This is a genomic window from Caulobacter sp. FV2ps19, assembly GCF_058681035.1.
Genome location: NZ_CM178729.1, coordinates 531,026 through 554,487 on the forward strand (window position 1 = coordinate 531,026; position 23,462 = coordinate 554,487).

The following is a 23,462-nucleotide window of genomic DNA, read 5'->3' on the forward strand; positions in this document are numbered from 1 at the left end:
GGCGGGAACCCCGCAACCCAATGCCAGACCTTACGCGCTCCGGCGCCACGCCCCTCGGCCTGACCCTCCTTGGCCTGGAGACCAGCTGCGATGAGACCGCGGCCTCGGTCGTCCGCCGCGCGGCGGACGGGACGGTCAGCGTGCTGTCCTCGATCGTCGGCACCCAGTTCGAGCAGCATGCGCCCTTCGGCGGGGTCGTGCCCGAGATCGCGGCCCGCGCCCATGTCGAGGCCATCGACGCCATCGCCGCCGAGGCCATGCGGGCGGCCGGGATCGGCTTTGACCAGATCGACGGCGTCGCCGCCACCGCCGGGCCGGGCCTGGTGGGCGGGGTGATGGTGGGCCTGGCGTTCGGCAAGGCCGTGGCCCTGGCCCGCGACGTGCCGCTGGTGGCGGTCAACCATCTGGAAGGCCACGCCGTCTCGGCCCGCCTGGGCGCCGACATTCCCTATCCCTTCCTGCTGCTGCTGGTCTCCGGCGGCCATTGCCAGCTGCTGGAGGTCGCCGGGGTCGGGGCCTGCACCCGCCTGGGCACCACCATCGATGACGCGGCGGGCGAGGCTTTCGACAAGATCGCCAAGTCGTTGGGCCTGCCCTATCCGGGCGGTCCGGCCCTGGAAAAGCTGGCGGCGAGCGGAGATCCCTCCAAGTTCGAGCTGCCGCGCGCCCTGCTGGGCCGCAAGGACTGCGACTTCTCGTTCTCGGGCCTGAAGACCGCCGCCGCCCGGCAGGCGGAAAAGATCACCGACGAACAGTCGCGCGCCGATCTGGCCGCCGCCGTCCAGGCCGCCATCGCCCGTCAGCTGTCGGAACGCACCGACCGGGCGATGAAGCTGTATAAAGACAGCCATCCCGACCAGCCGCTGCGCTTCGTCGTGGCCGGCGGCGTGGCGGCCAATGGCGCGGTCAAGACGGCCTTGCGCAAGAACTGCGACGATAACGGCTTCAGCTTCGACGCTCCGCCCCTGGCCTATTGCACCGACAATGCGGCGATGATCGCCCTGGCCGGGGCCGAACGGCTGGCCCTGGGGATCTTCGACGACCAGGACGCCGTGGCCCGTCCGCGTTGGCCGCTGGACGAGGCGGCGGCCCTGTCCCATCCAAGCAACCATTTCGGCCGCAAGGGAGCCAAGGCATGACCTTCAAACATGTGGGCGTCATCGGCGCCGGCGCCTGGGGCACGGCCCTGGCCCAGGTCTGCGCCCGGGCCGGGCTGAGCGTCACCCTGCAGGCCCGCGAGACCGAGGTGGTCGAGAGCATCGCGGCCAAACGCGAGAACGCCCTGTTCCTGCCCGGCGTCACCCTTGAGCCCGAGATCACCGCCGTCGCTGACATGGCGGCGCTGGCCTCCTGCGACCTGATCCTGGCCGTCGCGCCCGCCCAGCACCTGCGGTCGGCCCTCAAGGCCCTGGCGCCGCATCTGCGCGCCGGCGCGCCCGTGGTGCTGTGCGCCAAGGGCGTCGAGCAGGGCACGCTGAAACTGATGACCCAGGTCGCCGCCGAGACCTTGCCCGGCGCGCCCCTGGCGGTGTTGTCAGGCCCCAGCTTCGCCGGCGAGGTGGCCCGCAACCTGCCCACCGCCGTGACCCTGGCCTGCGAGGACGAGGCCCTGGGCCGCGCCATCGCCGAGGCCATCGCCACCCCGACCTTCCGCCCCTATATCGCCGCCGACATGATCGGGGCCGAGGCCGGCGGGGCGGTCAAGAACGTCCTGGCCATCGCCTGCGGCATTGTCGAGGGCAAGGGCCTGGGCCGCAGCGCCCACGCCGCCCTGATCACCCGGGGCTTCGCCGAGCTGACCCGACTGGCCCTGGCCCTGGGCGCCAAGGCCGAGACCGTCGCCGGCCTGTGCGGCCTGGGCGACCTGGTGCTCACCTGTTCCAGCCCGCAGTCGCGCAACATGAGCGTCGGCCTGGCCCTGGGCGGCGGTATGACCTTGGCGGAAGCCCTGGCCGGCAAGCTGTCGGTGGCCGAAGGCGTCGCCTCGGCCCCCGCCGTCCGCGACCTGGCCGCGCGCCTGGGCGTCGAGATGCCGATCTGCCAGGCCGTCGCCGCCATCCTGGCGGGCGAGGCGCAGGTCGACGCCGCCATCGCCGGCCTGCTGTCGCGGCCGCTAAAATCCGAAGCCTAGACACCGTGCGTCCTTCGAGGCTCGGCTACGCCTCGCACCTCGGGATGAGGCGCGTTTTCTGAGGTCCTCATCCTGAGGCGCCCGCCCGCGGGCCTCGAAGGACGCAAGGCCTGACCGACAAACACCAGAACCAAGGACCCAAACCCGATGCCCCTCTTCGCCATCACCTGCAAGGACAAGCCCGGCGCCCTCGAGACGCGCCTAGCCACCCGCCCGGTCCACCTGGACTATCTGAAAAGCTCGACCGGCCTGAAGCTGGCCGGCGCCCTGCTGGGCGAGGACGGCAATCCGGTCGGCTCGCTGCTGATCGTCGAGGCCGAGGATCTGGCCGCCGCCCAGGCCCAGGCCGACAACGACCCGTTCACCGCCGCCGGCGTATTCGAGAGCGTCGAGGTTCGCGCCTGGCGCGTGGCGATCGGCGAACTCTAGGCCTTCCGTGCGGGACCAGCCCGACAACCCCGCCCGCCCCGCCGCCGGGACGCGCCTTTGCGGGCTGGACGAGGTCGCCTCGCCCGGCGCCAAGGGCTTTCGCTTCCGCGAGGACGAGGCCCTGTTCGCGGGCTTCATTGTTCGCCAGGGCGAGGCGGTGTTTGGCTATGTCGACAGCTGTCCGCACGCCGGCTGGCCCCTGGCGGGCTTTGCCGGGCGGTTCCTGACCCGCGATGACGACCTGATCCTGTGCGGCGGCCATGCGGCCCTGTTCCGGATCGAGGACGGCGTCTGCGTGGCCGGCCCCTGCCCCGGCCAGAGCCTGACGCCCTGGCCGGTCAAGGTTCAGGACGGCGACGTGGTCGCGGCCTGACGGCTCAGTCCGGAACCGTCTCCGCCGAGAAGGCCGCCAGATCCTCGATCAGGGCCTTGGAGGCCATGGCCACCAGCTCACCGCCCTTTTCCGGGCTCGCCTGGGCGGGATCGGAGCCCATGCGGCCGTCGGCGTAGCGGGCCCGGAAATCCAGAGCCTCGCGGATCGGTCCGGTCGGGGCGATCTTGGGCTCATAGGCCGTGGTCTTGATGGTCTCGGGATAGGCCCACTGGGTGACGGCGATCTCGGACGGCGTCGCGTGACTGCCGTGCCCGGTGGGGAACTGGCGATTGGCCAGGCTGAGCACCCCGGCCAGATCCCACCAGTTCTTCAGTTTCAGCGCGAACGGCGCCCGCTGGCCGCGGAAGCTGTAGTCGGCATAGATCTCGGAGAACGCCGCCTCGATCGAGGCGACATTGCCGCCGTGGCCGTTGAGGAAATAGATCCGCTCAAAGCCATGCGCACCCAAGGATCGCACCCAGTCGCCGATCGCCGCGATGAAGGTCGAGGGCCGCAGAAAGATGGTGCCCGGAAAGGCCAGGTGGTGCTGAGCCATGCCGATATTGAAGGTCGGGGCCACCAGCACGCTGTCCGATTGTGTCTGGGCCTCGTGGGCGATGATCTCCGGACACAGCCAGTCAGTGCCCAGCAGCCCTGTGGGGCCATGCTGCTCGTTGGAGCCGATCGGCACGACCACGGTCTTGGACGTCTTCAGGAAGGTCTCGATCTCGGACCAGGTTGAAAGCGCGAGCAGCATCGGACACTCCTTGAAACAACACCTCTCCGGCATAGCGCGACCGGATCGGGCAAGAAACCGCAATGGTCTCCTTGCGCCCTGCATCGCCCTGAGCATACTCCCGCCCAACAAGATCCAGGGAGTAAACGGCGTGAGCGACGGACAGGTTTTCCCGGTGCCAGAGACCCTGGCGGCCAAGGCCCATATCAACGCCGCCGCCTATGAGGCCGCGCTGGCCCGCGTCGAGACCGATCCCGACGGCTATTGGCGCGACATCGCCGCCCGGCTGGACTGGATCAAGGCTCCGACCCAGATCAAGGACGTCTCGTTCAACAAGGACGACTTCCGTATCCACTGGTACGCCGACGGGGTGCTGAACGTCAGCGCCAACTGCATCGACCGCCACCTGCCGCACAAGAAGAACGAGGTCGCCCTGATCTTCGAGGGCGACGAGCCGGGAACCTCCGACACCCTGACCTATGGCCAGCTGCACGAGGAGGTTTGCCGCATGGCCAACGTCCTCAAGGTGCAGGGCGTCCAGAAGGGCGACCGGGTGACCATCTATCTGCCGATGATCCCGATCGCGGCGGTGGCCATGCTGGCCTGCGCCCGGATCGGCGCCGTGCATTCGGTGGTGTTCGGCGGCTTCTCGCCCGACAGCATCGCCGGCCGCATCCAGGACTGCGCCTCGCACTTCGTGATCACCGCCGACGAGGGCAAGCGCGGCGGCAAGCGCATTCCGCTGAAGGCCAATATCGACGAGGCCCTGAAAAGCTGTCCGTGGGTGGGCAAGGTGCTGATGGTGCGCTGGACCGGCGCCGACGTGCCGCTGGTCAAGAACCGCGACATCGTCTGGCAGGATGTGCGCGAGGCGGTCTCGGCCGAGTGCGCGCCCGAGCCGATGAACGCCGAGGACCCGCTGTTCATCCTCTATACCTCCGGCTCGACCGGCAAGCCCAAGGGCGTGCTGCACACCACCGGCGGCTATCTGGCCTGGGCGTCGTGGACCTTCTGGGCGGTGTTCGACTACAAACCCGGTGACGTGTTCTGGTGCACCGCCGATGTGGGCTGGGTCACCGGCCACAGCTATGTGGTCTATGGCCCCCTGGCCAATGGCGGAACCAGCCTGATCTTCGAGGGCGTGCCCAACTATCCCACCCCCAGCCGGTTCTGGGAGGTGGTCGACAAGCACAAGGTCGAGATCTTCTACACCGCCCCCACCGCCCTGCGGGCCCTGATGCGCGAGGGCGACGAGCACGTCACCCGGAACGACCTGTCATCCCTGCGCCTGCTGGGCAGCGTCGGCGAGCCGATCAATCCCGAGGCCTGGCTGTGGTACCACCGCGTGGTCGGCAAGGAGCGCCTGCCGATCGTCGACACCTGGTGGCAGACCGAGACCGGCGGCATGCTGATCACCCCCCTGCCCGGCGCGACGGACCTCAAGCCCGGCTCGGCTTCCAAGCCCCTGCCGGGCGTCAAGCCGCAGCTGGTCGACGCCGAGGGCCAGGTGCTGGACGGCGCCACCGAGGGCAACCTCGTGATCACCGACAGCTGGCCGGGCCAGATGCGCACGGTCTATGGCGACCATACGCGCTTCTTCGAGACCTATTTCAGCACCTATCCCGGCAAGTACTTCACCGGCGACGGATGCCGCCGCGACGCCGACGGCTATTACTGGATCACCGGCCGGGTCGATGACGTGATGAACATCTCGGGCCACCGCCTGGGCACCGCCGAGGTCGAGAGCGCGCTGGTCGCCCACGAGAGCGTCGCCGAGGCCGCCGTCGTCGGCTATCCGCACGACATCAAGGGCCAGGGCGTCTATGCCTATGTCACGCTCAATGCGGGGGTCGAGCCCACCGAAGATCTGCGCAAGGCTCTGGTCTTGTGGGTGCGCCACGAGATCGGGCCGTTCGCCGCGCCCGACATCATCCAGTGGGCCCCGGGCCTGCCCAAGACCCGCTCGGGCAAGATCATGCGGCGCATCCTGCGCAAGATCGCCGAGAACGAACTGGGCAGTCTGGGCGACACCTCGACCCTGGCCGACCCGTCGGTGGTCGATGATCTGGTAAAAAATCGCGCGGGCGCGTGACGCCGCAGCGGCTGGCGCGTTAGCCTCAGGGTAATGCGCCGGCTCGTCCCCCTTTTCGCGTGGCTCGCCCTGGCCGGTCCAGCCTGGCCCGCGTCCGACTGGAGCGACAGCCTGCGGGCCGGCGACATCCCGATCGAGGCCCACGCCGACGCCCAGGGCCGTCGCGGCATGGTCAAGGCCGCCATCGACATCTCCGCCCCGCCGGCGGTGGTCTGGCGCATGATCCTCGACTGCGAGCGCGCGGGCCGGATGACCCCGGGTGTGAAGTCCTGCCGGGTGATCTCCCGCGCCCCGGACGGCCGCTCCGAACTGCGCGAGCATCTTGTCAAATGGGGCTTCTTCCTGCCGACCCTGCATTCGACCTCGCGGGTCGATCTCGACCCGGACAGGACGATCCGCTTCACCTGCGTGGGCGGCGATATCCGCGCCTGCCAGGGAACCTGGACGCTACAGCCGCTGAACGGCGGGACGGCCACCCGGGTGACCTATGAACTTTGGGCCAGCGCGCCCTTCGCCCTGCCCCTTCCCATCCTCAGCAGCCTGATGCGCCGCGATGTGCCCGACGCCTTGCGGGCCCTGCGCCGCGAGTGCGAGACGGCCCCATGACGAACGACGCGCCCGATGGCCTGTGGCTGTTCGACGGGGTCTGCAATCTCTGTTCTGGATCGGTCGCCGTGGTGTTGAAGCTGGATCGCCGGGGCGTCATCCGCTTCACGCCGATCCAGTCGCCCTATGGCCGACAGCTGGCCGTGGCGCACGGCATCGATCCGGACAACCCTGCCAGCTTCCTGTTTCTCGACCACGGCCGCGCGCTGGAGAAGACCGCCGCCATCGGCGCCCTGCTGCGGCGACTGAAGGCGCCCTGGCGCTGGCTGGCCTTCGTTGATCAACTGCCCCGAGGGCCGGCGGACGCCGTCTATGATTGGATCGCCGCCAACCGCTACCGGCTGATGGGCAAGAGGGCCGTCTGCAGGGTTCCGACCCCGGCCCAGCGCGCGCGCTTTATCCTGGAACCCCCACTGCCCTAGCGAACCCTATCATGACAGGACGGTAAGGTTTCGGATTTCCAGCGCAATGATAGGGTCCGGCCAACCTGTTCGCTGGAGCTCGCCGAATGATCCGTCCCGCCGCCAAGGCCGCCCTCGTGGCGCTGGCCCTGTCCACCACCGCCCTCTCGCCCCTGGCCGTCGCTGCGCCCCAGGGCCAGGCCAAGGCGGCCGCGTCGATCAGCGTGCCGCCGATCGTTTACAAAGAGCGCGTGCTGGCCAATGGCCTGAAGGTGTTCACCGCCCGTGACACCACCACGCCGAACGTTTCGGTGCAGGTCTGGTACGGCGTCGGCTCCAAGGACGACCCCAACGGCCGCTCGGGCTTTGCGCACCTGTTCGAACACATGATGTTCAAGGCCACGCGCAACATGCCCAACGAGACCCTCGATCGCCTGACCGAAGACGTGGGCGGCTTCAACAACGCCTCCACCTGGGACGACTTCACCAACTATTACGAGGTCATCCCCGCCAACCACCTGGAACGCCTGATCTGGGCCGAGGCCGACCGCATGGGCTCGTTGGTCATTGACGAGGCCGCCTTCAACTCCGAACGCGACGTGGTCAAGGAAGAGCTGCGCCAGCGGGTGCTGGCCGACCCCTATGGCCGCTTCTTCGCCCTCGACATCCCGCAGCAGTCGTTCACCACCCACCCCTACAAGCGCCCGGGCATCGGCTCGATCGAGGAACTGGACGCCGCCACCGTCGATGACGTGCGCGCCTTCCACGCCACCTATTATCGCCCCGACAACGCCGCCCTGATCGTGGCCGGCAATTTCGACGAGGCCCAGCTTGCGGCCCTGGTCGACAAGTATTTCGCGCCCTTGAAGGCCCCGGCCGCGCCCCTGCCCAAGGTCACCGTGGTCGAGCCGCCGCGCACCGGCCCCAAGACCATCAACACCTACGGCCCCAACGTGCCCCTGCCGGCCCTGGCGATCACCTGGCTGGCCCCCGCCTCGGCCGACAAGGACGCCCCCGCCCTGGCGGTGCTGGACGCCATCCTGTCGGCCGGCAAGTCGTCGCGGCTGTATGACACCCTGGTCTATGACCAGAAGATCGCCCAGACGGTGTTCTCGTCGGGCCCCACCAACGCCCAGCCCGGCCTGTTCTATGTCGGCGCCATCATGGCGGGCGGCAGGACGGTGGATCAGGGCGAGGCCGCCCTGCGGGCCCAGGTCGCTCGCCTGCGCGACGCCCCGCCCAGCGCCGCTGAACTGGCCGAGGCCAAGACCGGCCTGCTGGCCGACGCCGTACGCGGACGCGAGGAGATCGACGGGCGCGCCTTCGCCCTGGGCTACGCCCTGCTGACCGACGGCGACGCCGCCCGCGCCAACACCAACCTGGCCGATCTGCAGGCGGTGACCGCCGCCGACGTTCAACGCGTGGCCAGGACCTGGCTGGCCGACAACCGCCGCACCGTGATCCGCTACCTGCCGGAGTCGGACAGGCCGGCCGGCGAGGCGGATGCGACGCCGACGCCGCCCAAGGTCGCCTCCGTGAAGTTCGACGGGATCGTCACCACCCTGGCGCCCGAGGCCGAGCGGGAAGCCATTCCCGCTGTCGCCGCGCCAATCGCCGCCGTCCTGCCGTCGCCGGTGGAAAAGACCCTGGCCAACGGCCTGCGGGTCATTGTCGCCAAGTCCAGCGACCTGCCGCTGATCACCGCCGACCTGACCGTGCGCGGCGGGGCCAGCGCCGATCCGACCGGTCTGGCGGGCGCCTCGAGCCTGACCTCCGAACTGCTTACCGAGGGAACCAAGACCCGCGGCGCCGTCGAGATCGCGCGTGAAACCGAGGCCCTGGGCGCAAAACTCGAAGCCGGCTCGGGCTGGGAAGCCGCGTCGCTGACGCTCAGCATCATCGCCGACAAGGCGGCCGCCGGCCTGACGATCATGGCCGATGTCGCCCAGAACCCGGTGTTCAAGGCCGAAGAGCTGGACCGGGTGCGCACCGAGACCCTGGATGGCCTGTCGGTGGCCTATCAACGGCCCGGCAGCCTGGCGGCCTACGCCACCGCCCCGATCCTCTATGCGGGCTCGGCCTATGGCCATGTGGCCGGCGGCACGCCCGGCTCCCTGCCCAAGATCAAGCGCGAGGACCTGGTCAAGATGCACACCGCCGCCTGGCGGCCGGACAACGCCGTCCTGGTGCTGACCGGCAACCTGACGCCCGAGGCCGGCTTCGCCCTGGCCCAGACCGCGTTCGGCGGCTGGAAGACGCCGGCTACCCCGACCCCCGCTGTCCCGGCCGTGCCCACGGGCTACACGCCGCGCAATGTCATCATCGACCTGCCGGGCGCCGGTCAGGCGGCCGTGACCCTGGCCCAGCCGGCGATCACCCGCGCCGATCCGCGCTACTATTCGGGACTGGTGACCAATGCGGTGCTGGGCGTGGGCTATTCCTCGCGCCTCAACCAGGAGATCCGCATCAAGCGCGGCCTGTCCTATGGCGCGGGCTCCAGCCTCAACCCTCAGGGCCGGTTCGGCAGCTTCTCGGCCCGGGTGCAGACCAAGAACCCGTCGGCGGCCGAGGTGGTGACCCTGGTGCGCGGCGAACTGACCCGTCTGGCGGCTGAACCGGCCACCGACGCCGAGCTGACCGCCCGCAAGTCGGTGCTGGTCGGCGGCTTTGGCCGTGACCTTGGCACCTCCGAAGGCCTGGCCAATATCCTGGGCAATCTGGCGATCTACGGCGTGCCGCTCAACGAGATCCAGAGCTATGCCGACAAGGTCGAGGCCGTCAGCGCCACCGACGTCCAGGCCTTCGCCAAGGCCGTGCTGGATCCCAGCCAGTCCAGCGTCATCGTCGCCGGTGACGTCAAGGCCATGGGCGACAGCCTCGCGGCGGCTGTGCCCAACGCCACGGTCATCCCGGCCGCCGAGCTGGATCTGGACAGCCCCAGCCTGACCGGCGTGAAGTAGAAAGACGCGAACTGGCCCACGCCGATCCCGGCGCGGGCCAGTTCGTCCTGTTCAGGCGGCTCGGCGCGGGCGAAATAGCCTGCTCCCAAGTCCCGGACCCGCCATGACAGAACCTGCTTCCGCCCAACTCGCCTCGCCGTCCTACCGGCTGGCCGCGCTCGACCAGGACTTTTTGCTGAGCGATTCAATGCGCGGCGTCAGGTTCATGCTGGAATATGCCAAGGCCGAAGAGGCCCTGCGCAATTGGGGGGTGCGATCAACGATCGTGGTGTTCGGCAGCGCCCGGACCCGCGAGGACGGACCGGGTCGCCAGGCCCTGTGGTACGCCCAAGCGCGTGCGTTTGGACGACTGGCCTCCGAACGCGGCGGCGCTCTGAAAGCGGACGGCCCTCGCGATAATGTCATCGCCACCGGCGGCGGTCCGGGCGCCATGGAGGCCGCCAACCGCGGAGCGCTCGACGCCGGGGCGCCGTCGGTGGGGTTCAACATCACCCTGCCGCGCGAACAGGCTCCCAATCCCTACGCCACGCCGGCCCTGTCATTCCGGTTTCACTATTTCGCCATGCGCAAGATGCACCTGGCGATGCGGGCCAACGCCCTGGTGGTGTTTCCCGGCGGGTTTGGCACCTTCGATGAACTGTTCGAACTCCTGACCCTGCGCCAGACCCACAAGGCGCCCTCCATCCCGATCGTCCTGTTCGATGAGGCCTATTGGCGAGAAGTGATCAAGTTCGACGCCCTGGTCACGCATGGGATGATAGATCCCGAAGATCTCAAGATCTTCCAGTTCGCGAATGACGCCGAGGGCGTATGGGCCACCCTGCTCGCCGGCGGCCTGCGGCCCGGCGAGCGTATCGAGCCTGGGGCCTGATCAGGACTTCGGCTTGGCCTTGGCGGCAGGCTTAGCGGCGGGGGTCTTGGCCGGAGCCTTCGCAGCCGCCTGAGGCGCGACCACAGCGGCCTTGGCGACCGGGGCGGGCGCCTTGGACAGCAGGTCGCGGATCTCCATCAGGAGCGCTTCCTGGGCCGTCGGCGCGGCCGGGGCTTCCGGGGCGGGCTCCGCCGCGTCGGCGCGGCGGATGCTGTTGACCACCTTGACCAGCAGGAACACCACCACGGCCACGATCAGGAACTGGATCAGGGTGTTGATGAAGGCCCCATATTGAATGGAGACCTTTTCGATTGTCGTGGTGGCGGCGTCTTCGGGCTTGAGCACCCATTCCAGCTTGGAAAAGTCCAGGCCGCCGGTCAGCAGGCCGATCGGCGGCATGATCACCTGATCGACCAGGCTTTTGACGATGCCGTTGAAAGATGCGCCGATAATGACGCCAACCGCCAGATCGATGACGTTGCCGCGCGAGATGAACTCGCGAAATTCCTTGATGACGCTCATGGTCCGGGTTTCACCGATCAGCCTTGCAGGGGACGCAAGCCTGACAGGGTTCGTCCCGCGGGGTCAAGCTTGGGCCGGCTGACTTGGGCCGGCTGACTTGGGTTCGCCTACTCGTCGGCGTTGAGGCGGGCCCGCAGTTCCTTGCCGCTCTTGAAAAACGGCACATGCTTGGCCCGGACATCGACTGTCTCGCCAGTGCGCGGATTGCGGCCGGACCGGGCCGGACGCGAACGCACCGACAAGGCGCCAAAGCCCCGAAGCTCGACGCGACCGCCACCTTCCAGGGCGCCGATCATGCGCTCAAGGATCACTCCAACGACGCGCTCGACGTCTTTCTGCGTCAGGTGCGGATTTTCATTCGCGAGCCTGGCGATGAGTTCAGACTTGATCATCGATATCCCCGGCGCCGTAGGGAGGACTGGCGCGACCGGACCTTTGCCCAAGGGTGGTTGAGTCTTCAAGAGGGGGATTGCAATTCCACGGCGCGTGGTGCGTCGAGACAACGGCGGGCGCGGGCACAAAACACCGATAGAGAAGCGATACAGAGCCGGCGCAACCACCTTATCGGCGATATGAACGATTCTGAGTTCAAAACCGCGTCGCGGCCGGCATTTTATTTCGATCACCTTGAGGTCGCTGAATACGCCGCTTTTTTCCGGCTCAGCGACAGCTCTTGGTGACCGGACTCTTTACCAAACCCTTCACCATCCAAAGGCTTAGCAGGACGACACGCAAAGAAAAACGGCGGCCGGATCGCTCCGGCCGCCGCTGACTTCAGTCTCTGGTGAGAGCGAAGACTATTCCTTCGGGGTGGCCCGCTCGCGCAGGGCGGCGCCCAGGATGTCACCCAGCGAGGCGCCCGAGTCCGAAGACCCGAATTGCTCGATGGCTTCCTTCTCTTCGGCCATTTCCAGCGACTTGATCGACATCGAAACGCGGCGAGCCGCCTTGTCGATGTTGGTGATCTGAGCGTCGATACGATCGCCGACGGCGAAGCGTTCCGGACGTTGCTCCTGACGATCGCGCGACAGGTCCGACTTGCGGATGAACGCGGTCATCATCGCATCGTCTTCACCGAAGCGCACTTCGATGCCGCCGGTGGTCACTTCGGTCACGGTGACGGTCACGGTCTGGCTCTTGCGATAGGTGTCGCCCGACATCGGATCGCCGCCCAGCTGCTTGATGCCCAGCGAGATGCGTTCCTTCTCGACGTCGACGTCGAGAACCTTCGCCTTGACCATGTCGCCCTTCTTGTAGCGGGCCATGGCTTCTTCGCCCGACGCGCTCCAGTCGATGTCCGACAGGTGCACCATGCCGTCGATGTCGTTGTCGAGGCCGATGAACAGACCAAACTCGGTCGCGTTCTTGACTTCGCCTTCGACGGTCGAGCCGACCGGGTGGGTTTCGAGGAACGAATCCCACGGGTTGGCCAGAGCCTGCTTCAGACCCAGCGACACGCGACGCTTGGACGGATCGACGTCCAGCACGACCACGTCGACTTCTTGCGAGGTCGAGACGATCTTGCCGGGGTGGACGTTCTTCTTGGTCCAGGACATTTCCGAGACGTGGACCAGGCCTTCAACGCCAGCTTCCAGCTCAACAAACGCGCCGTAGTCGGTGATGTTGGTGATGCGGCCCGTGAACTTGGCGCCGACCGGGTACTTCGCTTCCACGCCGTCCCACGGATCGGACTGCAGCTGCTTCATGCCGAGGCTGATGCGCTGGGTGTCCGGGTTGATCTTGACGATCTGCACCTTGACGGTGTCGCCAACGGCCAGAACTTGCGACGGGTGGTTGACGCGCTTCCAGCTCATGTCGGTGACGTGCAGCAGGCCGTCGATGCCGCCCAGGTCAACGAACGCACCGTAGTCGGTGATGTTCTTGACGACGCCTTCGCGGATTTCACCCTCTTGCAGCTGCGACACCAGTTCGGTGCGCTGCTCGGCGCGGGCTTCTTCCAGGATGGCGCGACGCGAGACGACGATATTGCCGCGCGGACGGTCCATCTTGAGGATGGCGAAGGGCTGTTCCTTGCCCATGAGCGGGCCGACGTCGCGCACCGGGCGGATGTCGACTTGCGAACCGGGCAGGAACGCCGAGGCGCCGCCCAGATCGACGGTGAAGCCGCCCTTGACGCGACCGACGATGGCGCCGAGCACGGGGACGTTCTGGGCGTAAACGCCTTCCAGACGGGTCCAGGCTTCTTCGCGCTTGGCCTTTTCGCGGCTGATGACCGCTTCGCCCAGGGCGTTTTCGAGGCGTTCCAGGAACACTTCGACGTGGTCGCCGACCTTGATGGTGGGCTTGCCGGCGTCATCGACGCCAAATTCCTTCTGGGGAACGCGACCTTCGGTCTTCAGACCGACGTCGATGATCGCGAAGTCCTTTTCGATACCGACAACGATACCCTTGACGACGGTGCCTTCCGCGAAGTCGCGGCCGCCCATGGAATCGTTCAGCAGCGCTTCGAAATCGTCGCGCGTCGGGTTGAAGCTCATATCGTCAGCCATGCTGATGTTTAGTCTCGTGTTGAGGGACGCCCCATTGTTGAAGGCCGTCGAATGACGGTTCTGGGGATTCCGGGTGATAAGGATTGGTGCGGACCCGCGGCTTCCTAAGCGGCGGCGAGGCGGGCGTTGGATTAGCCCGGGAGGTTTCCCGACCGGGCGCGCGCCGTCTCGACAATGCGGCGGGCCGCATCGAAGGCCTGCTCTATAGTCATTTCTGACGTATCGAGCAAGACGGCGTCGGCGGCCCGGGTCATGGGCGCGCTTTCGCGACCGCCGTCGCGGGCGTCGCGCTTGTGGATGTCGGCCAGGACGTCCTCGAAGCTTACCTGTTCGCCCTGGCCGCTCAGCTGTTTCCAGCGTCGCTCGGCGCGGACCTCGGAGCGGGCGGTCACATACAGCTTGGCTGGCGCCTCGGGGGCGATGACGGTACCGATGTCGCGGCCGTCGATCACGCTGCCCGGCTGGCGGGTGGTGAACTGGCGTTGCAGATCAAACAGCGCCGCGCGGACGCCGGGATGCACCGCGACCCGGCTGGCGGCCTCGCCGGCCGCCCGCGTGCGGACGTCGGCGCTTTCCAGTTCGACTAGGTCCAGCCCCTTGGCGGCGGCCTCGGCGAGGATCGGATCATCGAGATCCCCGCTCGCCTTGAGCAGGCGAACCCCGACCGCCCGATAGAGCAGACCGGTGTCCAGCATCGGATAGCCGTAGAGCGCCGCCAGCCGGCTGGCGACCGTGCCCTTGCCGGACGCGGCGGGACCGTCGACGGCGATCACGAACCCCATGGCTCAGATCTCCGACAGGTCGCCGCCCAGGCCGCGCATCATCTGCGCGAAGCCGGGGAAGCTGGTGGCGATCATGCCGGGCTCGTCGACGGCCACGCCCTGCCGGGCCGCCAGGCCCAGGACGAGGTGGCTCATGGCGATGCGGTGATCGCCGTGCGTGGTGACGGTCGCCCCGCCCTTTGGCGGCTGGCCGGTTCCGGTGACGATGAAGCCTTCCGGCTCCTCGACCACCTGCACGCCGCAGGCCGTCAGGCCATTGGCGGTCAGGCTGATGCGATCGCTTTCCTTGACGCGCATCTCGCCGACGCCGCGCATCACCGTCTCGCCTTCAGCATAGGCGGCGGCCACGGCCAGGATGGGATATTCGTCGATCATCGCCGGCGCCCGTTCGGGCGGCACGACCACGCCCCTCAGCTGCGAATGGCGGGCGGTGATGTCGCCAACCTCCTCGCCGCTGGACATCCGGATGTTCGAGATCACCAGATCCGCGCCCATTTCCTGCAGGGTCGTGAACAGGCCGGTGCGCAGGACATTGAGCATCACCCCTTCCACGGTCACTTCCGAGCCGGGGACGATCAGACCGGCCACCAGCGGGAATGCGGCCGAAGACGGATCGCCCGGCACCGAGACGTGGGTCCCGGTCAGGGTCTGTCCCTCGGGCAGGCGGATATGGCGAACGCCGTCGCGGTCCTCGACCAGCACCTCGGCCCCGAAGGCGCGCAGCATGCGTTCGGTGTGGTCGCGGGTGGCTTCAGGCTCGATCACCTCGACGCCGCCCTCGGCGTGCAGGCCGGCCAGCAGCACGGCCGACTTCACCTGGGCCGAGGCCATCGGCAGGCGATAGGACAGACCACGCAGATTGCCGCCCTTCAGGGTCAGGGGCAGACGGCCCTTGTCGCGGCCCAGCCAGATGGCGCCCATGCGCGCCAGGGGATCCAGCACCCGACCCATCGGCCGGCCGCGCAGCGATTGGTCGCCCGTGAAGGTGGAGCAGATCGGAAATCCCGCCGCGGCGCCCATGATCAGCCGAACGCCGGTGCCGGCATTGCCGCAATCGACGACATCCGCCGGCTCGGAAAAGCCGCCCTGACCCTCGATCCGCCAGCGCCCGACGCCCTCCTGCTCAACGCGCGCGCCGAACGCCCGCATGGCCCTCGCCGTGGCCAGGATGTCGTCGCCCTCCAGCAAACCGTCCACCGTCGTGGTGCCGTTGGCGAGCGCGCCAAGGATCATTGAACGGTGCGAAATCGACTTGTCGCCGGGAGCGCGAACGGTCCCTTTTAGGGCTCCGCCGGGCCCGCTTTTCAGTCCAGCCGCCGTCATGCCGTAACCGGCTCCCTGATCATGGTGGTTTTCACGAGGGGATTGCTTTTGACAGCGGCCCTTGGTCATGGCAAGTGACCGGCCGCTTTTCCCATCTGGATCAAAGGGTCGCCTGCCTTGGCCAATCCCGAATTGGGCGCAAAACAAATTTGCCCCAGCTGCCAATCGAAATTCTACGATCTGGGCCGCCGCCCGGCCGTTTGTCCAAAGTGCGGCGAGTCCTTCGACCCTGAAGAGGCGCTGAAATCACGCCGGGTTCGCGCCCGCGCCGTGACGCCGGACTATGACGCCGACGACGAAAAACCGGTGGTCGCTCCGAAGGAGGAACCGGACGGCTTCGAGGACGAGGTCGATGAGACCCCGGAAATCGACAAGGTCGAGCCGGAAGTCATTGAATCCGATGACGACGACGCTGATCCGGCCGCGACTCCCGCTTCGGGCGCTGACGAGCTGGGCGTCGATTTCGCCGAGGACGAGGATCTCGCCGAGGACGAAAATGACGACGTGCCCTTCCTCGAAGACGAGGATGAAGACGCGCTTGAGGACGAAATCGAAGGTCTTCCCAACGCGGACGACGACGATCGCTAGGGCCTGAAAACCCCGTCGAAAAAATCTTCAAAAAAACTTCGCTGGGAGGGTTGATCCAAAAATCCTCCCGGCATAGGTTCCCCGCCTCTTCGGAGACCGGCCCCGCCGGACCTTCAGAGAGACACCAGGGTTCTCTTGGGAAACCAAGGACCTCGGGGCTTTAGCTCAGCTGGTAGAGCGCTTGCATGGCATGCAAGAGGTCAGCGGTTCGACTCCGCTAAGCTCCACCAAAACGGCCGCTTCCCTAAAGGGAGCGGCCGTTTCCATGTCTGCCCCCCCCCCCGGCGACAGATGGCCGCATCGGCCCAGCGGTTGGATCGTCAGCCCCGCGCCAAACTTCCGCCCTCAGCCCATCCGATGCTTCTCGAGGTCGCCCCGCGCGAACCCTCGAGACGGAGATCTTTCATGCGGCCCTGGCTAGCGCTTTCCTGTCTGGCGGCCCTGCCGCTTTTGGCCCTGGCGCCAGGCGTCGGCGGCGACGCGGACACGAGCCTGTCGATCCCCATAGCCTGCGAGATCGGCGTCAGTTGTCAGGTGCAGAATCTGGTCGATCGCGACCCCGGCCCCGGCGCGAAGGATTTCCGCTGCGGGTCGCTGACCTATGAGGGCCACAATGGCGTTGATTTCCGGCTTCGTGACCTGACGGCGCAACGGGCGGGCGTCGCGGTGCTGGCGGCGGCCGACGGAACGGTCGCCCGCGTGCGTGACGGCGTGGCCGACATCTCGGTGAAGGTCGGCGGACTACAGGCGGTGAAGGGTCAGGAGTGCGGCAACGGCCTGGTGATCGACCATGGCGGCGGCCTGTCCACCCAGTACTGCCATATGCGTCAGGGCTCGCTGGTGGTGAAGGCCGGCCAGGCGGTCAAGCGCGGCCAACCCCTCGGCCAGGTGGGGCTGTCGGGGCAGACGGAGTATCCCCACCTCCATTTCACGGTCCGGCGGGACAATCAGGTGCTGGATCCCTTCGCGCCCGGCCGGGCCGCCGCGGGAGCCTGCGGCTCCGGCGCGGGACTGTGGACCGCCGACGCGGCGCGCCGGCTCGCTTACAAGCCTCAGGCCGTCCTCAATACGGGTTTTACGACCGGGGGGCTGACCATGGATCAGGTCGAGGCCGGAGCCCTGGCCCGCGCAACCCCCACAACGCCTCTGGTGGCCTATGTGCGGGCGATTGGCCTCAAGGTTGGGAACTCGGCTCAGTTGACCCTTCAAGGGCCTGACGGAGCCCTTCTGGGGGACAACAAGCTCCCCGCCCTCGCAACCGCCAAGGCGCAAAGCCTGCTGTTCGCCGGCAAGAAGCCGCCGCCGGGCGGTTGGCCCAAGGGCCGCTATGAAGGTCGCTACAGGGTCACCAGCGGCGGGGTGGTGGTGATCGATACTCGTTGGTCGATCACGATCTAACGATCTTGTGTTGACGACCCGACCTAGAACGGCGTTTCCCCTTTCAGGTGAACCGTTTCTATGGCATATTCGGGTCTCAGCCTTGTTCTCCAGCGCGGCTGTGTCACTCCGGCCGGGTTGCGAAACTTTATGGTTTTGCGACTCGGCCGTTCGAGTTTTGGGCGCCTCGTCTGCGCTGCGCGTCACAATCTCATGGAATCAATAATAAATTCCTTTTGACGGCGTCGTTCGAGGCGATAAGCGGCGTAAACGGTCGCGCGCCTCCGCGAAGGAAAAGGCGAGATGCTGCCGCCTGACAAAGGCGTCGAACGCGCTCGAGGCCTGCTGAGTCCGCGCGTGCGTCACGGGGAAACGCACGGTTTCACCGCCAAACCCGGGCGCTTCGACGCTAAGGTCGAAACCCGATCAAACACTTGAATGATATATTCTTGTTGTGATTCAATCTCCGAAACGGAGGTTGAATCATGGCTGGAGAGTTCTGGTTGTCGGATCGGCAGTGGGCGGTGATCGATCCGTTGCTGCCGAAAAACCAGTCGGGCGCGCATCGGGTCGATGACCGGCGCGTCATCAGCGGTATCATCCATGTGCTGAAGGTGGGTTGCCGGTGGCAAGACTGTCCCGCAGTCTATGGCCCGCCAACGACCATCTACAACCGGTTCCGGCGCTGGACGATCAAGGGTGTCTGGCGGCGGCTGTTCGCGGCCCTGGTCGCGTTCAGCCCCGACGACGTGCACATGATCGACTCCACCAGCGCCAAGGCCCACCGCTCGGCGGGTGGCGGAAAAGGGGGGCCGAAATCCAGGCGATCGGCCGTTCGCGCGGCGGCCGCACGACCAAGATCCACGCCGTCGTCGACGGCAAAGGCCGCCTCATCGCCTTTGAAATAGCCGCCGGGCAGCGCGGCGACGCCCCCTTCGCCCGGTCATTGCTTGAGCCGCTTCCCAGTGCGCGCCTCTGCCTGGCCGACACCGCCTATGACGCCGACAAGTTGCGCAATTTCCTGATCGAACGGGGAACTACCCCGGTCATCCCCAACAACCCGACCCGAAAACGCATGCAGCCCTTCGATCCGGAGGCCTACAAGCAGCGCAATCTGGTCGAGCGGATGTTCTGCAGGCTCAAGGACTGGCGGCGTGTCGCCACCCGATACGACAAGCTCGCCGCCATCTTTGCCAGCGCCGTCTTCATCGCCGCCATCATCATATGGTGGGCCCAATGAGTCTGGAGCCTAGAGCAAGGCGCGTCAAATCGGACTCACACGCCTTGCTCTAGGCTTTTGTTTTCGCATCGTTTTTGCGGAAAGCCGGCGTCCACTTTTCCGCACGATGCTCTAGATTCAAACGGGCCAACAACCCAACGCGGCCAGAGGTCAGCGCGCCTCAGGGTGTTCGTCGGCGACCTTGTCCGAGCGACCGATGATGTTCACTAGGCCATACTTGGCCAGCCAGAGGAGTCCGCGCTCCATCTTGACGCGCTTGCTCTCCTCAAATCGCGCGGTCAGGTCCCCTACGCTGCACTGGCGCATGTCGGCGAGCGCCGTATGCAGCGCCCTCAGCATCTGCGGCCCTGGCAGGGCGAAGGCCCCGCCGGTCGCCATGGGGTGGTCGATCAGCGCCTGAATGTCTTCCCAGTCGACAGCGGCCTTGAGGCTGATCCGGCTGGTGGCTGAGATGTATTCGGTCGGATAGCTGGCGAAGAGCTTGTAGGGATCCATTCTCCAGGGATTATTGACCACAGTTCGCGGCGGGGAGACGATGGGTTTGGCCGCCAGGCGGATGCGGTTCATGTCACCCCAGAGGGCCTGATAGGTCTTGATGACCGTCGCCCAGTCAAACAGCGCGACAGCGCGTTCACGGGCCGCAGCGCCCATTCTGACGCGGAGGTCCAGATCGTCGGCCAGTCTGGCGATCGCGGCGGCCGCCTCGTCGATATCGACCACGGTCGCCTGGCCCGCGCCGGCCACATAGGCGTCGTAGGACGCCCAGTTATTGGCATAATGGTAAGCTAGATCCTTACCCGTGCCGGGCCGCGGCGCATAGGTCGACACGCGAAAGCCGTCGACGCCGTGGCGCACGGTGTCGCGATAGCCATTCCAGTCCGAGACCACATTGGGCATGCCGGCGGCCATGGCTTCAACCGGGGTCAGGCCGAAGGTTTCCTGGACGTTGTCGGAGAGCGACAGGAAGAGGTCGCCGACGGCCCAGATCGAGAAGCGCACATCAGCCAGCCGTCCGTCCAGAGGGATATACTGGACGCTGGGGCAGCGGTCGCGCGCGGCCTGGTGATAGCGCTCGGTAAAGTCATCCGAGCCGCTCCAGCCCGCGACGACCCAGGCCAGTTTCCGGCCTGACAGGGCGGCGGCGCGCTCCAAGGCGGTCGCCATGGGCAGGTGGTTCCTTTTAGAGGTCGGGTTGAAGCGCCCGACATAGAGGGCGACGACCGTATCGTCATCAATGCCCAGCTTTTCCCGCCATTCCCGCTTCTGGGCCGGCGTGGTGACGAAGTCGTCGGTGTTGATCCCCAGCGGTATGGTCTCAATCCGGGGCTTGAGCAGCTTCGAGGCGCCCAGGACTTAGCCGAGATAGTCCGCCGTGGCTTCCAGCTGGACCTCAACCGCGTCGCGAACCGCGCGCGACGTGCAGATCACGGCGTCCCAGGGCTGCACCGGCGCGATCAGCAGGTTGCCGATGGAGTCCATGACCAGGTGTTCGGCTGTGGTGTGGGTAAAGCGGCAGATGCCGTAGGCGCGATCGCCGAACGGACGCCGAGCCCACGCCTCATGAGCGATGCTGGGGCTGGGCAGGTTCATCACGCCGACTTTGGGAATTTCGCCCCGCGCGCCTCTGCCATACCAGGCACTCCCCTTGCGAAGGGGTTCGACCGCGTTGACGAGAGCCTTCACAGCCTCAATGGGCCGGTCGGCGACGTTCCAGAAATGATAGTCCTCGACCTCGGCGTGGCGAAAATAGCCCCGCAAGAAGCTCTCTCCCGCCGCGTGGCGGCCCATCAGGGCCTTGGTCGAGGTGTCGAACGCTTCGGGGTTCAGATAGAGGACGGCGTTTGACATGTCTTCCGGTCCGAACCGCGCCGCCTATTGAGTAAAGGGCAAAAAAAGGGGGCCACCCCGAAGGATGGCCCCACAATCTTTAGTGCAGATTTTTAGATATTAAGCGACGAACGAGGTGTAGTCGACTGCGGCGAGCGTCGTGCCAGCCAGGACGATCACGTTGTCGGTCGTCGTACCGGCAGCGCCGCTATCCACGAAGAGATAGACGTCGGAGCCGACCTGGAAGGCCGCATACTGCACCGAAGCGCTGTCGTTGAACTTGACGTTGGCAGCAGCCAGAGCTTCGGCATAGGTGGTCACTTCCGAACCACTGTACTCGTAGTAGTTGGTCGACGAACCAGCCAGGCCGATGCTGATCTTGTCGCCGGCCGAGAAGTCGGTGATCACGTCAGCGATCGAGGCGTTGGCGTTGGCGATGGTCGAGTCCGTAACCGCGAACACGAACAGGTCGTTGCCAGCGCCGCCGGTCATGAAGTCCTGACCCAAGCCGCCCGTGATGGTGTCAGCGCCGTCGCCGCCAACGATGGAGTCGTTGCCTGCAGCGCCGCTCAGCGAGTCGTCGCCAGCGCCACCGAGGATGGTGTCGTTCGCGCCGCCGCCGGTGATGGTGTCGGCACCGTCGCCGCCATCGATCGAGTTGCTGCCGCCGGTGTCGGTGACAGTGTCATTGCCCGCGCCACCGAGGATGGTGTCGTTGCCCGTGCCGCCGGTGATGGTGTCGTCGCCATCGCCACCGTCCAGCAGGTTCTTACCGCTGACGGATTCGATGGAGTCGCCGCCAGCGCCACCGTAGACGGTGTCATTGCCAGCGCCGCCGACGAGCGAGTCAGCGCCCAGATCGCCGAAGATCAGGTCGTTGTCAGCGCCGCCGTCGATGGTGTCATCGTCTTGACCGCCACGAATGGTGTCATTACCGGCCTGGCCGAAGAGCTCGTCGGCGCCGATGTTGCCCTGGACGAAGTCATTGCCGCCGCCTGCGGTGATCGAGTCAGCGCCTTGGCCGCCATAGATGGTGTCGTCGCCATTGCCGCCAGCGATGCTGTCGTCGCCCTTGTTGCCTTGGGCCCAGCCGGCATCGGTGGCGTCGAAGGTGATGGTGTCGTCGCCGTCGCCGCCGAAGGCGGAGTCGGTGCCGGTGCCCAGCAGGATCATGTCGTCGCCAGCGCCAGCCACGATGTAGTCGTCGCCGCTACCGGCCGTGATCGAGTCGGCGCCGGCGCCGCCGGTGATGGTGTCGTCGCCGGAGCCGCCGATCAGGGTGTTGGCCACGGTGGCGCCGACGATGACGTCATCGCCAACGCCGCCGTCGATCGTACCCGCCGCGAGACCGCTGCCGAACAGCGCATCGCCGAAGCCCGTACCCAAGTAGTTACCCGTCGTCACGGCATACTTCGAGCCATCGTTGAACGTGATGGTCGTGAGGGCCGATTGCGTGAAGGTCAGCGACTTGCCGGCGAAGGTCACGGTGACCGTGGCAGGCGTCGTTGCCGTGGCGGCGCCAACGGTATAGGTGCCCGACGAAGCCTTGGTCGTCGTGGTGCTGAACACCAGGGCGTCAGAGCCCGTAAAGGCCGCGGCCTGGGCTGCGGTCATCGTTTCAAAAACGTAAGTGGTCATTCTTGTTCTCCAAAATCGTGTCAACGGGCCGCAAGACCGCCTGCGCCCCCACCACGGAGGTGGAGAACCTGCGTTCCTTAGCCGTACCTAATCGTTTCCCCCGAGGGTGACGACCAAGGTCAAACAAGCCCGCGCTATAGTTATCCAATCGGCGGAATTTGCGCAACAGCCGAAACACGCAGGGGCGGCGTGTTTTCACGTCGGCCGCGTCGGTGATAAATTTGCAACAAAATCAAGCGACTGGCAGCGCTTCGCCGGCGTTTCGGGGCGATATCCGGCCAAGTACGGACGAATCGTCCAGGTTGATCTGATTTAACCGAAGTCGGCCAGATCACGAAAAAGAGCCTGATCGGAGGCATATATGCCGCGCAACAGAGCAACGTCCTCGGCCGTCGGATGATCGGAAGAGCTCATTTCGCGCCCCACATGCGATCTTCGCGCCTCAATTTTTCCTGAAAAGGCCGCGACTCCCAGAAAATCGGTCACGCGCCCCAGGGCTCGGGTCGGATCGCGGTCGAGGTCTTCCGACGCCAGAACGAGAATCTGTGGTCGCGGGAAATGCTCCAGCGCCCGCTCAAGCTGCGCCCCGTAGAACCCGCGCTCGACGTAACTATATTCCCGATGATAGCCCGGCGCACTGGAATCGCCTGCAACCCGGGCGCGACCTTCACGGATGCACCAAGCGAAGGAACGGGTTTCCACGCCACGCCCATATTCCATCCGCCAGTGCGACCACGCCCGCTCCACCGGGTCGCGGGCCAGCAGAATCAGCTTCATCGCCGGGTTATAGGCGGCGATGCGCTCCAGACATCGGGGCCAGTAGATATAGATCGGCGTCGCCTCCCCCCACAGGATGGGATCGGGACGCGAGAACAGCGCGTGATAGGGTGCGTAGTCTGGCGCCGCCCAGTCCACGCCCGTCTCGTCATCAAAGAAGTGCGCCTCCTTGATCGCCGGCAGCTCCAGCGCCGGATGCTCGACCAGATAGTCGAACAGGGCCGTCGTGCCGCCCTTCTGGACGCCGGCGATCAGAAAAGCGACGCGGGGATCGCTCAC

At 66.5% G+C, this 23,462-nt stretch carries 20 protein-coding genes, 1 tRNA gene and 2 pseudogenes; 13 read left to right on the forward strand and 10 right to left on the reverse strand.

What is annotated here, in order from left to right:
- The first annotated feature begins 20 nt into the window (after positions 1-20).
- The 4 genes from tsaD to ACW18B_RS02495 all read left to right on the forward strand — a co-directional run bounded on the left by tsaD (position 21) and on the right by ACW18B_RS02495 (position 2,933).
- Positions 21-1,139, forward strand: a complete 1,119-nt coding sequence (gene tsaD, locus ACW18B_RS02480) for a tRNA (adenosine(37)-N6)-threonylcarbamoyltransferase complex transferase subunit TsaD (RefSeq protein ID WP_492049266.1) — start codon at positions 21-23, stop codon at positions 1,137-1,139.
- Positions 1,136-2,131 (forward strand): NAD(P)H-dependent glycerol-3-phosphate dehydrogenase, encoded by a 996-nt coding sequence (locus tag ACW18B_RS02485; protein WP_492049267.1) that lies wholly within the window; start codon positions 1,136-1,138, stop codon positions 2,129-2,131. Before tsaD ends, ACW18B_RS02485 begins: the two co-directional genes overlap by 4 nt.
- Positions 2,132-2,278: 147 nt before the next feature.
- Entirely contained in the window at positions 2,279-2,560 is a 282-nt protein-coding gene (locus ACW18B_RS02490; RefSeq protein ID WP_492049268.1) for a YciI family protein, read from the forward strand.
- Positions 2,561-2,567: 7 nt separating this feature from the next.
- On the forward strand, positions 2,568-2,933 hold the full coding sequence (locus ACW18B_RS02495) for a Rieske (2Fe-2S) protein (RefSeq protein ID WP_492049269.1): 366 nt from the start codon (positions 2,568-2,570) through the stop codon (positions 2,931-2,933).
- 4 nt (positions 2,934-2,937) lie between these two features.
- On the opposite strand, the gene ACW18B_RS02500 is transcribed toward ACW18B_RS02495, so the two are convergent.
- Positions 2,938-3,690 (reverse strand): creatininase family protein, encoded by a 753-nt coding sequence (locus ACW18B_RS02500; RefSeq protein WP_492049270.1) that lies wholly within the window; start codon positions 3,688-3,690, stop codon positions 2,938-2,940.
- A gap of 130 nt (positions 3,691-3,820) precedes the next feature.
- Between ACW18B_RS02500 and acs the strand changes: the two genes are divergently transcribed.
- From acs to ACW18B_RS02525, 5 genes are all read left to right on the forward strand, one after another.
- Positions 3,821-5,761: an acetate--CoA ligase gene (gene acs / locus ACW18B_RS02505; protein ID WP_492049271.1), complete on the forward strand. Its 1,941-nt coding sequence runs from the start codon at positions 3,821-3,823 to the stop codon at positions 5,759-5,761.
- Positions 5,762-5,794: 33 nt separating this feature from the next.
- A complete protein-coding gene (locus tag ACW18B_RS02510; RefSeq protein WP_492049272.1) occupies positions 5,795-6,367 on the forward strand; it encodes an SRPBCC family protein in 573 nt (190 codons plus the stop codon).
- Complete coding sequence (locus tag ACW18B_RS02515) at positions 6,364-6,789, forward strand: thiol-disulfide oxidoreductase DCC family protein (RefSeq protein ID WP_492049273.1); 426 nt, start codon at positions 6,364-6,366, stop codon at positions 6,787-6,789. The genes ACW18B_RS02510 and ACW18B_RS02515 overlap by 4 nt, the downstream gene beginning before the upstream one ends.
- Before the next feature lie 86 nt (positions 6,790-6,875).
- Positions 6,876-9,728, forward strand: a complete 2,853-nt coding sequence (locus ACW18B_RS02520) for a M16 family metallopeptidase (protein WP_492049274.1) — start codon at positions 6,876-6,878, stop codon at positions 9,726-9,728.
- Positions 9,729-9,831: 103 nt separating this feature from the next.
- On the forward strand, positions 9,832-10,599 hold the full coding sequence (locus tag ACW18B_RS02525) for an LOG family protein (RefSeq protein ID WP_492049275.1): 768 nt from the start codon (positions 9,832-9,834) through the stop codon (positions 10,597-10,599).
- 111 nt (positions 10,600-10,710) lie between these two features.
- Here ACW18B_RS02525 and mscL read toward each other — a convergent pair.
- From mscL to aroA, 5 genes and pseudogenes are all read right to left on the reverse strand, one after another.
- Positions 10,711-11,121, reverse strand: a pseudogene (gene mscL / locus ACW18B_RS02530) (large-conductance mechanosensitive channel protein MscL); the annotation flags it as partial.
- 107 nt (positions 11,122-11,228) lie between these two features.
- The gene (locus ACW18B_RS02535) at positions 11,229-11,513 is read right to left on the reverse strand and encodes an integration host factor subunit beta (protein WP_035048510.1); all 285 of its coding nucleotides are present in this window, start codon (positions 11,511-11,513) and stop codon (positions 11,229-11,231) included.
- Positions 11,514-11,918: 405 nt separating this feature from the next.
- A complete protein-coding gene (gene rpsA, locus ACW18B_RS02540) occupies positions 11,919-13,631 on the reverse strand; it encodes a 30S ribosomal protein S1 (protein WP_492049276.1) in 1,713 nt (570 codons plus the stop codon).
- A 131-nt stretch (positions 13,632-13,762) separates the two neighbouring features.
- On the reverse strand, positions 13,763-14,413 hold the full coding sequence (cmk, locus tag ACW18B_RS02545) for a (d)CMP kinase (protein ID WP_492049277.1): 651 nt from the start codon (positions 14,411-14,413) through the stop codon (positions 13,763-13,765).
- Positions 14,414-14,416: 3 nt separating this feature from the next.
- Positions 14,417-15,736 (reverse strand): 3-phosphoshikimate 1-carboxyvinyltransferase, encoded by a 1,320-nt coding sequence (gene aroA, locus ACW18B_RS02550; protein WP_492049278.1) that lies wholly within the window; start codon positions 15,734-15,736, stop codon positions 14,417-14,419.
- Positions 15,737-15,853: 117 nt separating this feature from the next.
- On the opposite strand from aroA, the gene ACW18B_RS02555 reads away from it, so the two are divergent.
- The 4 genes and pseudogenes from ACW18B_RS02555 to ACW18B_RS02570 all read left to right on the forward strand — a co-directional run bounded on the left by ACW18B_RS02555 (position 15,854) and on the right by ACW18B_RS02570 (position 18,941).
- A complete protein-coding gene (locus ACW18B_RS02555; RefSeq protein WP_492049279.1) occupies positions 15,854-16,324 on the forward strand; it encodes a TIGR02300 family protein in 471 nt (156 codons plus the stop codon).
- Positions 16,325-16,478: 154 nt separating this feature from the next.
- Positions 16,479-16,554, forward strand: a tRNA-Ala gene (locus ACW18B_RS02560).
- A gap of 175 nt (positions 16,555-16,729) precedes the next feature.
- The gene (locus tag ACW18B_RS02565; protein WP_492049280.1) at positions 16,730-17,722 is read left to right on the forward strand and encodes a M23 family metallopeptidase; all 993 of its coding nucleotides are present in this window, start codon (positions 16,730-16,732) and stop codon (positions 17,720-17,722) included.
- 464 nt (positions 17,723-18,186) lie between these two features.
- Positions 18,187-18,941, forward strand: a pseudogene (locus tag ACW18B_RS02570) (IS5 family transposase).
- A gap of 150 nt (positions 18,942-19,091) precedes the next feature.
- On the opposite strand, the gene ACW18B_RS02575 reads toward ACW18B_RS02570, so the two are convergent.
- The 4 genes from ACW18B_RS02575 to ACW18B_RS02590 form a co-directional block, all read right to left on the reverse strand.
- Entirely contained in the window at positions 19,092-20,291 is a 1,200-nt protein-coding gene (locus tag ACW18B_RS02575) for a glycosyltransferase family 4 protein (protein WP_492051851.1), read from the reverse strand.
- 3 nt (positions 20,292-20,294) lie between these two features.
- Complete coding sequence (locus ACW18B_RS02580) at positions 20,295-20,789, reverse strand: hypothetical protein (protein ID WP_492049281.1); 495 nt, start codon at positions 20,787-20,789, stop codon at positions 20,295-20,297.
- 99 nt (positions 20,790-20,888) lie between these two features.
- On the reverse strand, positions 20,889-22,406 hold the full coding sequence (locus ACW18B_RS02585; protein WP_492049282.1) for a calcium-binding protein: 1,518 nt from the start codon (positions 22,404-22,406) through the stop codon (positions 20,889-20,891).
- A 312-nt stretch (positions 22,407-22,718) separates the two neighbouring features.
- Positions 22,719-23,462, reverse strand: a complete 744-nt coding sequence (locus tag ACW18B_RS02590) for a sulfotransferase domain-containing protein (protein WP_492049284.1) — start codon at positions 23,460-23,462, stop codon at positions 22,719-22,721.

Bases quoted from the DNA above. Each gene is read 5' to 3' on its own strand.
- tsaD (WP_492049266.1), top strand. From the start codon at position 21: ATGCCAGACCTTACGCGCTCCGGCGCCACGCCCCTCGGCCTGACCCTC.
- ACW18B_RS02485 (WP_492049267.1), top strand. From the start codon at position 1,136: ATGACCTTCAAACATGTGGGCGTCATCGGCGCCGGCGCCTGGGGCACG.
- ACW18B_RS02490 (WP_492049268.1), top strand. From the start codon at position 2,279: ATGCCCCTCTTCGCCATCACCTGCAAGGACAAGCCCGGCGCCCTCGAG.
- ACW18B_RS02500 (WP_492049270.1), bottom strand. From the start codon at position 3,690: ATGCTGCTCGCGCTTTCAACCTGGTCCGAGATCGAGACCTTCCTGAAG.
- ACW18B_RS02510 (WP_492049272.1), top strand. From the start codon at position 5,795: ATGCGCCGGCTCGTCCCCCTTTTCGCGTGGCTCGCCCTGGCCGGTCCA.
- ACW18B_RS02515 (WP_492049273.1), top strand. From the start codon at position 6,364: ATGACGAACGACGCGCCCGATGGCCTGTGGCTGTTCGACGGGGTCTGC.
- ACW18B_RS02520 (WP_492049274.1), top strand. From the start codon at position 6,876: ATGATCCGTCCCGCCGCCAAGGCCGCCCTCGTGGCGCTGGCCCTGTCC.
- ACW18B_RS02525 (WP_492049275.1), top strand. From the start codon at position 9,832: ATGACAGAACCTGCTTCCGCCCAACTCGCCTCGCCGTCCTACCGGCTG.
- ACW18B_RS02535 (WP_035048510.1), bottom strand. From the start codon at position 11,513: ATGATCAAGTCTGAACTCATCGCCAGGCTCGCGAATGAAAATCCGCAC.
- rpsA (WP_492049276.1), bottom strand. From the start codon at position 13,631: ATGGCTGACGATATGAGCTTCAACCCGACGCGCGACGATTTCGAAGCG.
- cmk (WP_492049277.1), bottom strand. From the start codon at position 14,413: ATGGGGTTCGTGATCGCCGTCGACGGTCCCGCCGCGTCCGGCAAGGGC.
- aroA (WP_492049278.1), bottom strand. From the start codon at position 15,736: ATGACGGCGGCTGGACTGAAAAGCGGGCCCGGCGGAGCCCTAAAAGGG.
- ACW18B_RS02565 (WP_492049280.1), top strand. From the start codon at position 16,730: ATGCGGCCCTGGCTAGCGCTTTCCTGTCTGGCGGCCCTGCCGCTTTTG.
- ACW18B_RS02580 (WP_492049281.1), bottom strand. From the start codon at position 20,789: ATGTCAAACGCCGTCCTCTATCTGAACCCCGAAGCGTTCGACACCTCG.
- ACW18B_RS02585 (WP_492049282.1), bottom strand. From the start codon at position 22,406: ATGACCACTTACGTTTTTGAAACGATGACCGCAGCCCAGGCCGCGGCC.